General features: G+C 61.5%; 14 protein-coding genes. 10 read left to right on the top strand and 4 right to left on the bottom strand.

The annotated features are described in order from the left end of the window. Positions 1 to 122: 122 nt before the first annotated feature. The 4 genes from ACZ5IU_RS12175 (at position 123) to ACZ5IU_RS12160 (ending at position 2,906) form a co-directional block, all read left to right on the top strand. Positions 123 to 461: an encapsulin-associated ferritin-like protein gene (locus tag ACZ5IU_RS12175; protein ID WP_464417684.1), complete on the top strand. Its 339-nt coding sequence runs from the start codon at positions 123 to 125 to the stop codon at positions 459 to 461. Positions 462 to 503: 42 nt separating this feature from the next. After that, entirely contained in the window at positions 504 to 1,301 is a 798-nt protein-coding gene (locus ACZ5IU_RS12170; protein WP_464417682.1) for a family 1 encapsulin nanocompartment shell protein, read from the top strand. 123 nt (positions 1,302 to 1,424) lie between these two features. Beyond that, positions 1,425 to 1,925: a rubrerythrin family protein gene (locus ACZ5IU_RS12165; RefSeq protein WP_464417680.1), complete on the top strand. Its 501-nt coding sequence runs from the start codon at positions 1,425 to 1,427 to the stop codon at positions 1,923 to 1,925. A gap of 153 nt (positions 1,926 to 2,078) precedes the next feature. Then, positions 2,079 to 2,906 carry a cyclase family protein gene (locus tag ACZ5IU_RS12160; protein WP_464417678.1) on the top strand — a complete coding sequence of 276 codons (828 nt, stop codon included), beginning with the start codon at positions 2,079 to 2,081 and terminating at the stop codon, positions 2,904 to 2,906. Positions 2,907 to 3,001: 95 nt separating this feature from the next. Here the strand turns inward: ACZ5IU_RS12160 and corA are convergent, their stop codons facing one another. Then, complete coding sequence (gene corA / locus ACZ5IU_RS12155) at positions 3,002 to 4,189, bottom strand: magnesium/cobalt transporter CorA (RefSeq protein ID WP_464417676.1); 1,188 nt, start codon at positions 4,187 to 4,189, stop codon at positions 3,002 to 3,004. Positions 4,190 to 4,342: 153 nt separating this feature from the next. Here corA and ACZ5IU_RS12150 point away from each other — a divergent pair, with 153 nt between their 5' ends. The 5 genes from ACZ5IU_RS12150 (at position 4,343) to kamA (ending at position 10,614) form a co-directional block, all read left to right on the top strand. Next, positions 4,343 to 6,250: a S9 family peptidase gene (locus ACZ5IU_RS12150; RefSeq protein WP_464417674.1), complete on the top strand. Its 1,908-nt coding sequence runs from the start codon at positions 4,343 to 4,345 to the stop codon at positions 6,248 to 6,250. A 385-nt stretch (positions 6,251 to 6,635) separates the two neighbouring features. Continuing rightward, entirely contained in the window at positions 6,636 to 7,736 is a 1,101-nt protein-coding gene (locus ACZ5IU_RS12145; protein ID WP_464417672.1) for a D-alanine--D-alanine ligase family protein, read from the top strand. Next, a complete protein-coding gene (locus ACZ5IU_RS12140; RefSeq protein WP_464417670.1) occupies positions 7,733 to 8,848 on the top strand; it encodes a D-alanine--D-alanine ligase family protein in 1,116 nt (371 codons plus the stop codon). Before ACZ5IU_RS12145 ends, ACZ5IU_RS12140 begins: the two co-directional genes overlap by 4 nt. Continuing rightward, the gene (locus tag ACZ5IU_RS12135) at positions 8,838 to 9,308 is read left to right on the top strand and encodes a GNAT family N-acetyltransferase (RefSeq protein ID WP_464417668.1); all 471 of its coding nucleotides are present in this window, start codon (positions 8,838 to 8,840) and stop codon (positions 9,306 to 9,308) included. Before ACZ5IU_RS12140 ends, ACZ5IU_RS12135 begins: the two co-directional genes overlap by 11 nt. After that, positions 9,268 to 10,614: a lysine 2,3-aminomutase gene (kamA, locus tag ACZ5IU_RS12130; RefSeq protein WP_464417666.1), complete on the top strand. Its 1,347-nt coding sequence runs from the start codon at positions 9,268 to 9,270 to the stop codon at positions 10,612 to 10,614. The genes ACZ5IU_RS12135 and kamA overlap by 41 nt, the downstream gene beginning before the upstream one ends. A 43-nt stretch (positions 10,615 to 10,657) precedes the next feature. Here the strand turns inward: kamA and ACZ5IU_RS12125 are convergent, their stop codons facing one another. The 3 genes from ACZ5IU_RS12125 to ACZ5IU_RS12115 all read right to left on the bottom strand — a co-directional run bounded on the left by ACZ5IU_RS12125 (position 10,658) and on the right by ACZ5IU_RS12115 (position 12,894). Continuing rightward, on the bottom strand, positions 10,658 to 11,170 hold the full coding sequence (locus tag ACZ5IU_RS12125) for a hypothetical protein (protein ID WP_464417664.1): 513 nt from the start codon (positions 11,168 to 11,170) through the stop codon (positions 10,658 to 10,660). Between the two features lie 77 nt (positions 11,171 to 11,247). Next, positions 11,248 to 12,435 (bottom strand): MFS transporter, encoded by a 1,188-nt coding sequence (locus ACZ5IU_RS12120; protein ID WP_464417662.1) that lies wholly within the window; start codon positions 12,433 to 12,435, stop codon positions 11,248 to 11,250. 90 nt (positions 12,436 to 12,525) lie between these two features. Next, a complete protein-coding gene (locus ACZ5IU_RS12115) occupies positions 12,526 to 12,894 on the bottom strand; it encodes a cupin domain-containing protein (protein ID WP_464417660.1) in 369 nt (122 codons plus the stop codon). A gap of 92 nt (positions 12,895 to 12,986) precedes the next feature. Here ACZ5IU_RS12115 and ACZ5IU_RS12110 point away from each other — a divergent pair, with 92 nt between their 5' ends. Continuing rightward, positions 12,987 to 13,820: a 2-keto-4-pentenoate hydratase gene (locus ACZ5IU_RS12110; RefSeq protein ID WP_464417658.1), complete on the top strand. Its 834-nt coding sequence runs from the start codon at positions 12,987 to 12,989 to the stop codon at positions 13,818 to 13,820. Positions 13,821 to 13,839 lie beyond the last annotated feature (19 nt).

Below are 13,839 nucleotides of genomic sequence, written 5' to 3'. Positions count from 1 at the left end.
GGCGCCGTAAGGGAAGCGGGCACAAAATGCCCGCTTCCCTTACGGCTTTGCTTCGGTACCCTTCATGGGTATAATAAGAATGGAAACCGGACCTATCACGCGAGAACGAAAGGGGCGAGAGCATGCAGTACACGGAACCCGTCGAATCACTGGACCCGAAGACCAACGACTGCGCCAGGGGGCTCAAAAGTCTCCAGGAAGAACTTGAAGCCGTCAGTTATTACCATCAGCGGGTTGCGGCGACGTCCGACCCGACAATCAGGGAAATCCTCGCGCACAACAGGGACGAGGAGATCGAGCACGCGGCGATGCTTCTCGAATGGTTGCGCAGGAACATGGATGGATGGGACGAAGCGCTCAGGACATACCTGTTCACATCGGAATCCATCGTCGCGATCGAAGGAAACGCCGCATCCGAAGGCGGAGATGGGGCGCTCGGGATCGGCAGCCTCAGGGTGTAACCGGACACCGGCCGGACACTTCTCGATAAGGGAGGAAATCGAATGAACGGAATTCTTCGCCGCTCCACCGAAATGATCGCGCAGGAAGCCTGGGAGGAACTCGATTCGCAGGCCAGGAGGGTTCTTTCCCTGGCTCTCACGGGCAGAAAATTCGTTGACGTCATCGGGCCGAAAGGCTGGAACTACGCCGGACATCCGCTCGGGCGTCTCGACATCAAGACCGAGGTTCCGAGAAAGGGAGTCGAATTCGGCGTCAACATGATCCTTCCGCTCGTCGAGGCGAGGGCCGTGTTCGAACTCGAGCAGTGGGAACTCGACAATATCTCCAGAGGCTCGAAAAACCCCGATCTGAAGCCTCTCGAGGAAGCCGCGAAGGCGATCGCGACCTTCGAGGACACGGCCATCTACTCGGGACTCGACGAAGGGTGCATCGTGGGACTGAGGAACGCCGCCGCCCACCGTCCGCTCACGACGGGCGACGGAATCGAGGGAATCCTCCGCGCGATCATGGACGCGACTCTCATGCTCCAAGACGCGTCCGTCGAGGGACCGTACGTACTCGCGGCATCCCCGGCACTCTGGAAGAAGCTCTACTCTTCCGCAGCCGATTATCCGCTGATCAAGCGAGTCGAGAAACTCGTATCGAAAGTGGTATTCGCGAATTCCCCGGACGCCTCCTTCGTCGTCTCCTCCCGCGGCGGCGACATGGAGCTCGTCATCGGGCAGGACATGTCCCTCGGCTACGAGGACAAGACGTCCGGCAGGGTTCGCTGCTTCCTGACCGAATCGTTCACGTTCCGGGTCGTGAATCCGGAAACAATCGTTCCGATCGGCGCATAGCACGCATTCTCCCCGAACGTCCCGGAGAGAGGGACCGATCCGCAGGTCCCCAATCGATATATGAGGCGGAGAAGCAGAAGGACAGGGTTTCATCACATGCCACAATCCGAAGGAGGATGACCGATGGGTCAGTCGAAAACCATGAAAGACCTTATGGATGCGTTCGCCGGGGAGTCCATGGCCAACAGGAAGTACCTCGCCTATGCCGCACAGGCGGAAAAGGAAGGCTATCCTGCAGTCGCGAAACTCCTCAAGACAATCGCAGAAGCGGAAACGCTCCACGCCCATTCGCACTTCCGCGTCGCGGGAGGCATCGGCGACACGAAGCAGAATCTGCAGGCAGCCCTCGACGGCGAGACCTACGAATTCACCGAGATGTACCCCGCTTTCATGAAAGACGCCGAAACCGATGGGAACAAGGCCGCGTTCCGGAGCTTCCAGCTCGCGAACGAAGCGGAAAAGGTCCACGCGGAACTGTACAAAAAGGCGATGGCCGGCCTCGAGAAGGGACGCGACGCAGAATACTACCTGTGTCCGTTCTGCGGATACGTCCAGGAAAACGGCGTTCCCGACGAGTGTCCGATCTGCAAGGCGAAAGGAACGACCTTCAGAAAGGTCGCGTAGCGATTTTCCCCCGTCGCGCAAAGGGGGAGATGCGGCGCAAGGGCCGTATCTCCCCCTTTTGCATATTCGACCATTTCAGAGTATTCTTTCCCATAACGTTCCGCGAGGCGATGAGAACGAAAAAAACGACTCTAACCGGAGGTGATCTGCTCCATGCGATTTCGTCGATGGGGACTCTTTGCGGCTCTCTGCGCGCTGATCCTCTGCGCAGGGGCCGTCTGGGCGGCCGCACCATCCCTGACGGACATCTACGGCGTTCTGAAGACCAGAACGTTCGTGGATCTCACGCATTCCTTCGAACCGGGGATTCCCCACTGGCCCGGATTTCCCGATGAGACCCGCGAAACCGTGTACTGGTACGACAAGGGCGTCGGCAAAGCAGGCTACGGCTTTTTCGCCCAGGTCTTCTCTCACGTCGGACAGTGGGGAACGCATTGCGACGCCCCGGCTCACTTCGCCAGAGGGAAGCGGACGATCGACCGGATCGACGTGAAGGAAATGCTCCTTCCGCTCGTCGTGCTCGATATTCACGAGCAGGCCGCAACCAACCCGGACGCGGTCGTTTCGATGGATGACGTGAGGAAGTGGGAGGCGAAGAACGGCCCGATCCCTGAGGGCGCCTTCGTCGCGCTGAGAACGGACTGGTCGAAGAAATGGCCCGACGCGAAGGCCATGCGCAATGAGGACGGAAAGGGCGTGGCGCACTATCCAGGATGGAGCATGTCCGTCCTGAAGTATCTCTACGAGGAACGGAAGATCACCGCATCGGGACACGAGACGACCGACACCGATCCGGGAGTCTCCACAAGTGCGGGAGATTATTCCTGCGAGGCCTATATCCTTGCCCAGGACCACTATCAGATCGAGCTCCTGGCAAATCTTGACAAACTTCCCGAAGCCGGGGCCCTCGTAGTCGCTGCGTTTCCGAAGCCGTTCTTCGGTTCGGGATTCCCGGCGCGGGTCTTCGCGATCCTGCCGTAACCCCCTCTCATTCCGCCGTCGCCTCGAGGGCGCACGAAGGGGAAGCCCCAGGCTTCCCCTTCCGCTTTCACGGGAGCGATCGTCCGGAGACGGGATCAGAGGGATTCGTCCGGGGGACGCTTCGCGACGGTTTCGGTGGCAGCGGAGCCCCGCGTCGAACCGATCCACCCCTTCTTCCGGAACATCCATGCCATCCCGGCCGCGGAGACGAGCATCAGCGCAAGCGCGAACAGGTACCCGTATTTCCAGTTCAGTTCGGGCATATTCAGCGGCGAGAGCTGCGTATTGAAATTCATGCCGTACAGTCCCGCGATGAACGTCAGCGGAATGAAAATCGTCGAGATGATCGTCAGGATCTTCATGATTTCGTTCATCCGGTTGCTGACCGTCGCGAGGTGGACGTCCATGAGTCCCGACGCGATATCTCTGTAGGTTTCGAGCAGATCGAGAATCTGAAGGACATGGTCGAGGCAGTCGGGAAGGTACACCCTGGTGTCTCCGGTGACAAGCGGGGTCTCTGTCCGCTGCAGCTCGCTCACGACGTCCCGGAGCGGCCATATCGCCCGACGCAGCGAGAGCAGATCCCGTTTCGCGCCCCTGATTTCCGATACGACGGCCGGTCCCGGCGCGGCGAGAATCTCGTTTTCGAGCGATTCGAGACGTTCCCCGGCACGTTCGAGGGCAACGTAGAAGAAGTCGACGACGGCATCGAGAAGCGAATACGCCAGAAAATCCGACCCGCACCCCTGGACCCTGGTCGTGAAAGCCTCCTTCCTGAGGCGCTCGCGGACCGCCAGAATCGGTGCGGGATCCCCTCCCTCCCTGAATGAGAGAATCGTTTCCCTGAGGACGAAAAGGCTCAGTTGTCCCGAGTGTCCGCCGAAGCCGTCGCTTTCGGGCAGACGGAGCGACATGAAGAGGAACTCGCCGTAGTCGTCCAGCCTGGGACGCTGGTGCGGATTCATCGTATCTTCGATCGCCAGCGGATGCAATCCGAATTCTGACATGAGACGCCCGACGACGTCCGCGTCTCCGAGGCCGTCGACGTGAATCCAGGAAAGACCGCCTCTCTTGACAGCGTCGATCGCGTCTTCGATCGGCACGTTCGCGCGCTCGAGCGTTCCCCCATCCCGCAGCAGCGTTACGGTCACGACGGAGGGCGACGCGTCCGGACGCGTCCGGACGGACCCCGGCGCCGCCCCGGGCGATATCCCCGACACGACCTCCCGGATACGCCCGGAGAGGGCGCCGTTTTTCCTTTCGGCTCTTCCGGCGTGCTTCATCTTCCCTCCTATTCCTGCCGTCGCCCGGGGCGACCCTGCCATTCCCCGCGGAACGCCGGCTCTTTTCCGTATTCCCGTCGGTTTCGCTTCTCCACCGAGATGGTATCATGCTCCTACGCAAAACGATCAAGGTTCTCTGCGAGGAGGGTTTTTATGGAACATTCGAAATTCACCATTCTCATCTGCGCGATACTGCTTTCCGTCACGCTTCTTTCCGCCAGAGGATGGGCCGCACCCCGACTCATCCCTCTCGAGGATTTCTTCCGCAATCCCGAGACGGCGATGTTCCGTCTCTCGCCCGACGGAACGCAACTCGCCTACCTCAAGCCGTGGGAACGACGGATGAACGTCTTCGTCCGCAGGATCGGTTCCGAAGAGGAGCGGCGTCTGACGGCCGCCACGGCGAGAAATATCGCGGCGTTCTTCTGGGCCAGCGACAGCCGGATCGTCTTCCTGCAGGACAACGGCGGCGACGAGAATTACCACGTCTTCGCGGTCAACACGGACGGCTCCAACCTCAAGGAACTCACGCCCTTCCCGGGCGTTCGCGCGTCGATCGTCGACGACCTCGAGGACAATCCCGACGAGATGCTTGTCGGCCTGAACAGGCGCGACAACCGCGTTTTCGACGTGTACCGCCTCAATATCCATACGGGCGAGATGTCGATGATCGCGGAAAACCCCGGGAATATCACGGGCTGGATGACCGACCACGCCGGCAGACTGCGAATCGCGATCTCCACGGACGGCGTCAATACGAGCCTCCTCTATCGCGAAAGGGAAAACGAACCGTTCACCACGATTCTGACGACAAACTTCAGGGACAGCCTGAATCCGCTTCTCTTCTCGTTCGACGACACCCGGCTCTTCGTCGCGTCGAACCTCGGACGGGACAAACTCGCCGTCTACGAGTACGACCCGAAGCTCGCGAAGCTCGGCAAGCTCGTCTTCGAGCACCCCGAGGTCGATGTCGGCGGCCTGCTCTGGTCGAAAAAACGTCATGTCCTCACCGGCGTGACGTATGTCACGGACAAGATCCACATCACCTTCTTCGACGAGGAGCGGAAAAACCTCCAGAAAGAGCTCGAATCCCGGCTTCCCGACAAGGAGGTCTCCGTCGTCGACCGGAGCAGGGACGAAACGCGCTGGCTCGTCGTAACGCACGGAGACAGGGATCTCGGGACCTACTGGTTCTACGACGCGTCCGCAAAGCGGCTCGAGAAGCTCGCCGACCTCGGCCCCTGGCTCAGGGAAGACGAAATGGCCGGAATGCGGCCGGTCGAATACACGGCGCGCGACGGCCTGAAAATTCGCGGATACCTTACGCTCCCGCTCGACACGGAACCGAAAAACCTGCCCGTCGTCATCCTGCCTCACGGGGGGCCGTGGGCCAGGGATTCATGGGGATTCGACCCGGAGGTCCAGTTTCTCGCAAACCGCGGCGCTGCCGTCCTGCAGATGAACTTCAGGGGATCGACGGGCTACGGCAAGGCGTTCTGGCAGGCGGGCTTCAAACAATGGGGGCGCGCGATGCAGGACGACATCACGGACGGAGTCCAGTGGCTCGTGAAGCAGAGGATCGCGGACCCGAAGCGGATCGCGATCTATGGCGCGTCGTACGGCGGCTACGCAGTGCTCGCGGGACTGGCCTTCACACCGGATCTCTACTGTTGCGGCGTCGACTACGTCGGCGTTTCCAACATCTTCACGCTGCTCGCGTCGATTCCCCCGTACTGGGAGCCAGTCCGGGAGATGTTCTACGAACAGGTCGGACACCCGGAGAAGGACCGCGATCTTCTCAGGAACGTATCGCCGTTGTTCTCGGCCGACCGGATCAGGGTTCCGCTGCTCGTCGCCCAGGGGGCGAACGATCCCCGCGTCAAGAAGGCCGAGTCGGATCAGATCGTTGAGGCGCTGCGTTCCCGCGGCATTCCCGTCGATTACATGGTCAAGGACAACGAAGGGCACGGCTTCTCGAACGAGGAAAATCGCTTCGACTTCTACCGCGCCATGGAGCGGTTTCTCGGCAGGCTTCTCGGAATCCGTTCCGCTCAGAAGTAACCGTTCCGTCCTCAGGGGATTTCGCCGGAAACGGGTGGAATCCCCTCCCTGTTTTCTCCTTCGCGCCGAATGTCGCGTTTTCTGAAAAACCCGCACCAGAAGCCATATTTTCCCCACTTGTATTCCTGCAGGAAAGACATATAATCCGCGAAAGAAAGGGCCTCATTCTTTCATCGCACCGGAACCGCCGGGAACCGACAGACGATCCCCCGGAAATTCAAGGTCCGCGGAACCGGTGCCCCGAGGAGGGATTGATGGATACGCGCATTCGCTTCTCAACGTATCCCGGCACAGAGGGGACAGTCGGAACCATCGCGACGAACACCGGAACGCCCCGCTCGCACGAGCGGGTACGATGCGCGATATCAGGGGGTATCCATCTCGGATGAAGGAAGAGTACGGCCAGGAGGCTGACCTCTCGTCGGCCGGTTTCACCATATCCATCGCATGCAATCTCAAGCCCGAGGACGTTCGCGAACTGCCGACGGCATCCCGCCGGGGAGCGTCCGATTCGTACGAAGAGTATGACTCCCTTGAAACCGTCGAAGCCATCGCCCGTCAGGTCAGGGATCTCGGTTTCGCGGCCGAAATTCTCGAGCAGGACGACCGTTTCCTCTCGAAGATCGAACAGAACCCTCCGGACTTCGTCCTCAACATCGCGGAGGGCCGGGGAACCTCGAGAGGACGCGAGGCACAGGTCCCGGCGATCCTCGAAAGCCTCGGAATCCCCTTCAGCGGATCCGACTCCGTTTCAATGTCGCTTTCGCTCGACAAATACCTTACGAACAGAGCGCTCGCCGGAGAGAGCGTTCCCGTTCCGAAAGCCTTTCTCTTCAGGAAAGGCGCACGTGTGTCGCTTCCGGAACAGGAGACGCGATGGGTCGTCAAACCGCGCTTCGAGGGCTCTTCGAAGGGGATCTTTCCCGATTCCCTCGTGAAAGACGAATCCGAGGCCCGCGCGCGTGTCGACCGCATCTGGTCGCTCTACGACCAGGACGCCATCGTCGAGGAGTTCCTTCCCGGGGACGAGATCACCGTCGGCATCTTCGGCAACGAGGAGCCTTGGGCAGGAGGCATGATGCGGATCGCGCCGACGGCGAAAGAGGAAGGGACGTTCCTTTATTCGCTCGAACACAAGCGCGACTGGAAAAACCGCGTCCGGTACGAAGGACCGGACATGATCCCCGCGGAAGTGCGCGAAAAGGCCGAAGCGTGCGCCCTTATGGCGTTCCGCGCGCTCGAACTGCGGGATGTCTCCCGGATTGACCTCCGCCTCGACGCGGCGGGAAATCCGCACGTCATCGACGTGAATCCCCTGCCCGGACTCTCTCCGACCTACAGCGACCTTCCGATCCTTTACAGGCTGAGCGGCGGGACGTACGCCGACATCATCAAAACGATCCTCTCCCTCGCGCTCCGGAGAAATGGCATTTCCCGATCGGTCCTTCCCCTCAAACCCGCTGAGAAACGGAGCGTGAACGAATGAGCCCCATGCAGACGCACACCGAAGACGCACCGCTCTCTTCGGAGCCTCCCGAACCTCCGGAACGCATCCGTTCCCGGGGAGTCGTCCCTGTCGCCGTCGCGGTCGAGGACGGAAGCCGTCCGGATGTTTCGGACGCTCTCCGGTGCCGTATGCACGTTTTCGACGCCCTCTCCCGCCTCGGGTTTTCCGCGGTTCCCTTCGACGTCAGGAAGGGCGATTTCGCTGACGCGCCCCTTCTCCTGCGACGCATCGGAGACGTCTCGCCGCTCGTCGTCTTCAATCTCTTCGAAGGCTTCGGCGACGACAGCTCCCTCGAAAATGTCTTCTGCCGCCATCTCGACTCTTCCGGCGTTCCGTACACGGGGAACGGGCCGGATGCGCTCGCCCTATGCCGCGACAAGGAAACTGCCCGAACGCGGCTCGAACTTTCGGGCGTTCCCGTCCCGATGGGGATCAGGGTCCGCAATCCATCCGATGTGACGAAAGTCCCCTTTCCCGCTCCGTACTTCGTCAAGCCCGCATGCGAGGACGGGAGCGTCGGGATCGACGATTCTTCGCTCGTGCGCGACGCCGGCGACCTTCCCCGCATCGTCGTCGAAGGGTTGGCCCGATACCCGGAAGGACTCCTCGTCGAAGAGTTCCTCGGAGGTCGCGAATTCTCGGCCGCATTCCTCGAGGGCGACCGTGAGCCGCTCGGAATTTCCGTCATCGACTACGCGCGATACCGGGATGTACCCCCCTACCTCAACTACTCCTCAAAGTGGGATCCGGCGTCGCCCGAATATGCGATCATTCCCGAATCCGCAGATCTTCTCGCACCCGACGTCGTACGTCGCGTGCGGGATCTCGCGGAACGTGCGGGAACGGCCCTCGGCTGCCGGGGTTACTACAGGGTCGATCTCCGCGAAAGGTCCGGCGACGGGGATGTCTGCGTCATCGACGTGAACCCGAACCCCGATATCTCGAAAGACGCCGGAATGGCGCGTCAGGCCTCCCGCAACGCCATTCCGTACGACGCGCTGATCGGCCGCATCGTCGACGCGGCGCTCGCGAACGGAAATCCGGCCGGAAGGATCCTGAAGGGAAAGGCGGTGAAACGCCGTGTCGCCTGAAGACTTCGGGCGGTATCTCGCCATGGCCCGTCGGACCAATGCCTTTTCCGAAGACGAAATCGCAGTACTCGACGAAGTCCTGCGCGCGTGTGCCGAAGCCCCGGGCCGCGACTACACGCTTCTCGACGCTGAAGAGTGCGGAATCGCGGGGGGATTTCTGATCTACGGTCCGACACCGATGACGGATTTCGCCTTCGATCTCTACTGGATCGTCGTCGATCCGTCGCAACAGCGGAAGGGCGTCGGACTCGCACTCGACGACGCGATGTGCGCCGCGCTCCTCGCCGGGGCGGAAAGAGCGGTAATCCGCGTGGAAACGGCGGGGCGATCCGACTACGACGGACAGAGACATTTCTACGAACGCGCGGCTTACAGGGAGTGCGGACGCATTCCCAACTTCTATTCGGAGGGTGACGATCTTGTCCTCTATTGCAAGGAAATCCGACGCCACATCGACTAGGAACGCCATGCTCCCCCTCCGCCCGAGGGTCGGAAGGAGCGAACCGTCCGGAGACATCCGTCGGGAGTCGACGGCCCCGGCGCTCTGGAACGACTGGCGCTGGCAGATGGAACACCGCATCACGACAGCCGACGACCTGTCGCGGATACTCACGATGTCCCGGAACGAGGCCGCGATCGTCAAAAAGAGCCTCGCGACGCTCCGGATGGCGATCACGCCCTACTACGCGAGCCTGATCGACCACGGGGATCCCAACTGTCCGATCCGGCGCCAGGCGGTGCCCACGCTCAAGGAGACTCTGATCGCGTCGACGGATCTCCTCGACCCGCTCCACGAGGACGTCGACTCTCCGGTCCCGGGTCTGACGCATCGTTACCCGGACCGGTGCATCCTCCTGGTCACGGACCAGTGCTCGATGTACTGCCGCCACTGCACGCGAAGGCGTTTCGCCGGGCAATCGGACCATGCCCGTTCCCGGGAGGAGATCGAGGCGTGCATCGCGTACGTCCGCAGGACTCCGGAGATCCGCGACGTTCTCGTCACGGGAGGGGATCCGCTCACGCTCTCCGACGAGACGCTCGAATGGATCCTCGGCGAAATCCGCGCCATTCCCCACGTCGAGATCATCCGGATCGGAACGCGCGTCCCGGTCGTCCTGCCCATGCGGATCACCGACTCCCTCTGCGGCATGCTCCGGCGCTTCCACCCGCTCTGGATCAACGTCCAGTTCAACCATCCCCGCGAAATCACGCCGGAGTCGTCGCAGGCGTGCATCCGCCTCGCAGACGCGGGAATCCCCCTCGGGAACCAGTCGGTCCTCCTCAGGGGAATCAACGACTGTCCGTACATCTTCCGGGAACTTAACCAGAAACTCCTGAAGATCCGCGTCCGCCCCTACTACATCTACCAGTGCGATCTCTCGCGCGGCATCGAACACTTCCGGACATCCATCGGCAAGGGAATCGAGATCATGGAGTTCCTGCGCGGTCACACGTCCGGGCTCGCAGTCCCGACATTCGTCGTCGACGCCCCCGGGGGGGGCGGCAAGATCCCCGTCATGCCGAACTACGTCGTCTCGAGGTCCGACCGGAAGACGATCCTGAGAAACTACGAGGGGGTCCTTACGGTCTACACGGAGCCGGACGACAACCAGAGCCGGTGTCCGGGAAACTGCAGGGAACTGTGCGAACGGCAGAAGGGGTTTTCGTCGGGCGGCATCCAGTCGCTCCTCGACGGCAGCCGGATCGCCCTCGAACCCGAGGGGCTTGCCCGGAACGCCAGAAGGCGCGCCGCGAGAGGCGAATAGCGGCGAAGGGGGCCGGTACCGGCCCCCTTCGCCATGCTCCGGTTCAGTCCATCCAGACGGAAAAACTCATGCGGCGAACCGTTCCGCCGAGGTCGAGCCGGAACACGATGTCCACATACCCCGATTCGTCCTCGTAGCGCATTTCGTTGTCCCGCTCTTCGGCGGGAGCGCCGAGTTCCCGGATGACGGCGCTCTTCGGCGACCCGACACGCACGTTCTTTCCGAAGACGAGCTTCGGCGTCGTCGCGACGAGATTGACGAGGAGCTCCTTGTCGGAATCACGGTACACCACCGCCTGCGCTCCCTTCGGCCCGAAGTCCATCGACACGAGTTCATACGTGTAGTTCGGGTCGTGCGGACTCGTGTGCTTCGTAACGCTCCGCTCTGACGGAGCTCCGAGCGCCTCCGTCAGGGACGCTTCCATGTTGCCGTATCGCTCGATCGTCCGTTCCATAAACCGCGCGACCTTCTCGAAAGACGTTTCCGAAGACGCAGGCAAAACGGAAAAAACCGCCAGCAACGCACCCATGAGCACGTACCGAACAATGCACGCCACCTTCCGACACCTCCCCGAACGAAGCGGCTTCCACGCGGATTTTTCTTCCGCACCCTCCTGCGTTCCGGTGGGGTCCCTCAGTCCGCCGAAGTCCGCCCTTTCCTTGAAAAGAATACCATGAAGGGAAGCGCGCACAAGGGGAGAGACGCGACGATGGTCATCGTCGCCTGGATCCCGAAATGGTCGGCCACAAAACCGAGCGGCCCGGTCAACAGGTTCGCGATGCCCCACGAGAGCCCCATGACGATCGAACTCGCCATGCTCCGGGATTGCGGCGCCATTTCCTGCGCGAGGGCCGCCGTCACGGGAAGGGTCGCGTTCGCGGCGGAGACGCCGACGAGATAGAGCGCGATCGAGATCGCCCCTTTCGTCATGAGCGCCGGAAAGAGCGCGACCGACGATACGGCGAGCAGCAGCGTCAGCGTCCATCGCTTCCCCAAGCGGTCGGCAAGCTTCCCGCCGATCACCATCGCTATCGTGCTCGCGAGCATCATCAGGAAGAGAATCGATCCGACGGCAGTGATATCCCCTCCGTTCGCCGAAATCTGGATGGGAAGGAAAAACCTGACGCCCTGGCTCGTCGCGTCGCGGGCCACGGAAACCGCCCAGATCGGAAAGATCGTCGCGAAGACCGATGTCAGCGCGCCGAGGATCCCCTGCCGTGCGGCAGGCGCGGACGGGGGATCGTCGCTGAACCTGGGCATGTAGCGGAAGATGCAGCAGGCGAGAATCAGAACGGGAATCGTCGCTACGAAAGGAAGCGCCGGAAGTCCGAGACTCTTCGCCATCGCCACGGCGAAGAGCGGGCTCAGCGTGACACCGACGTTTCCCGCGACGCTGAAGATCGCGAGCGAGGATGTCAGGCGCTCTCTCGAAACGACGTGACCGACGCTGCCGTTTCCCTGGGGGTGGAACGACGCGCTCCCGAGTCCCCAGAGAGCGGCGAACAGGAGAGCGAACCCGTAGGATGGAGAATTCGGCAAAAGCGTCGCCCCGAGGCACGTCAGGATCGGGCCGATCGTGATGAGCCAGCTTCGGGTCGTCCGGTCGGAAAGGTACCCCATGACGGGCTGACAGAACAGGTGGACCGTCCCCACGACGGTATTGAGAAGTCCGGCCTGCGCCATGCTGAGTCCGAGGCGTCCGATGATTCCCGGGACGAAGGTCGGCAGAAATGACGCGTACAGGTCGTTGAAAAAGTGCGCAACGGACAGGAGAGAGAGCTTGAAACCCGAGCTCCGGATACGGATCGAGCGGTTCGGCATGAAACGACCTCCAGAGAAACGAATATTCGTATTATCGCACCATCCGCGGCAACATATCACAGAAGTTTGGAATTATACAGTATTCATACCTCATTGCGACGAATTTTTCGCGAAAACCGCCAGCCATACGCAGGGTGGCTCTTCGCTCGTCCACTCGATCCGGTGACGACAACGCGCCGGAAGAAAGATCGAATCCCCGCGACGAAGCGACACTCCCGTTCCGTCGCCGAAGGAAAGCTCCGCCTCTCCGTCGAGAAGCGCGACCCACTCGTCCTCGTCCTGGTCGTACCAGAATCCCGGCGGCGACGACTGGCCGGTCGACACGATCCGCTCGACCCGGACGCTCCCGGTCCGGAGCAGGACATCGAGCCGTTCCTCCGCGTCCCTTGGCGGAAGGGGGCGCGGCAGCGCAAACAGGTTGATCGGTTCCAGGCACATGAGAAGCGACGCTCCTTTCACTGGTTTTCGGGCACTCCCTTGAGATACCGGCCGCAAGGGAGTATAAATTTCCGGGTAGAGACCCTACGCACCACATTCTGGAGGTGGACGGCATGAGACGCAAGTGGATACCTGTGATTTCCGTACTCTTCGTTCTGATCGCAACGACGGCCTTCTGCGGAACTGCGGACCTCGCTAATGCCCTTGTGGACGCACATAAGCAGGGAAAACTCCTTCCTCTCGTTTCGGCGATCGATCCGAAACTGGATGAGACCGGAGCATATGCGGTCCAGAGGGACTATGTGACGCAGCGGCTCAAGGGCGATTCCGTCGCGGGATTCAAGGCCGGACTCACGACCGCAGCCGGCCAGAAAAAATTCGGCGTTTCCGATCCCGTTGCAGGCGTCCTCTACGGTTCCGGAAAGATGACCGGCTCCCCCGTGATCTTTTCGAAGGGATACGCCGCGCTCATGGTCGAAACGGAACTCGCCTTCCAGGCGGGCCGCACGATCACGAAGCCCGTAAAGTCCGTCGCCGAGCTGAAACGCTCGTTCTCTTCGGTGATGCCGTCGATCGAGCTTCCCGATATGAACTTCAAGACGATGCAGGGTTTCCGCGGCGTGGACCTTATCGCCGCCAACGTTTCAGCCGTGAGCTTCATCGCGGGGCCGAAGACGCGCATGGGGCACAGGGTCGATCCCAACTCCTTCGCCGTCGTCCTGACGCGCGACGGCGAGAAGATCAACGCCGGAAAGGCGCCCGATGCCCTCGGAGATCAGTGGAAGGCGCTTCTCTGGCTCGTGAACCGCTCGATCGAAAGCGGCTGGAAGATCGAGGCGGGCGACATTTTCATGACCGGAGCGCTCGGAAACATGATTCCGGGCAAACCCGGGAAATACGTCGCCGACTTCGGCACGCTCGGGAAGGTCATGTTCGAGATCCGCTGACGGCGGGTATGACAGCGGC

Source organism: Lactivibrio alcoholicus, assembly GCF_055390895.1.
The sequence above is the reverse complement of the archived record's forward strand: the minus strand, read 5'-3'. Positions and strand labels throughout refer to the sequence as shown.

Coding starts and splice junctions, on each gene's coding strand:
- ACZ5IU_RS12120 (WP_464417662.1), bottom strand. CDS start 12,435: ATGCCGAACCGCTCGATCCGTATCCGGAGCTCGGGTTTCAAGCTCTCT.
- ACZ5IU_RS12170 (WP_464417682.1), top strand. CDS start 504: ATGAACGGAATTCTTCGCCGCTCCACCGAAATGATCGCGCAGGAAGCC.
- ACZ5IU_RS12160 (WP_464417678.1), top strand. CDS start 2,079: ATGCGATTTCGTCGATGGGGACTCTTTGCGGCTCTCTGCGCGCTGATC.
- corA (WP_464417676.1), bottom strand. CDS start 4,189: ATGAAGCACGCCGGAAGAGCCGAAAGGAAAAACGGCGCCCTCTCCGGG.
- ACZ5IU_RS12150 (WP_464417674.1), top strand. CDS start 4,343: ATGGAACATTCGAAATTCACCATTCTCATCTGCGCGATACTGCTTTCC.
- ACZ5IU_RS12165 (WP_464417680.1), top strand. CDS start 1,425: ATGGGTCAGTCGAAAACCATGAAAGACCTTATGGATGCGTTCGCCGGG.
- ACZ5IU_RS12175 (WP_464417684.1), top strand. CDS start 123: ATGCAGTACACGGAACCCGTCGAATCACTGGACCCGAAGACCAACGAC.
- ACZ5IU_RS12110 (WP_464417658.1), top strand. CDS start 12,987: ATGAGACGCAAGTGGATACCTGTGATTTCCGTACTCTTCGTTCTGATC.
- ACZ5IU_RS12145 (WP_464417672.1), top strand. CDS start 6,636: ATGAAGGAAGAGTACGGCCAGGAGGCTGACCTCTCGTCGGCCGGTTTC.
- ACZ5IU_RS12140 (WP_464417670.1), top strand. CDS start 7,733: ATGAGCCCCATGCAGACGCACACCGAAGACGCACCGCTCTCTTCGGAG.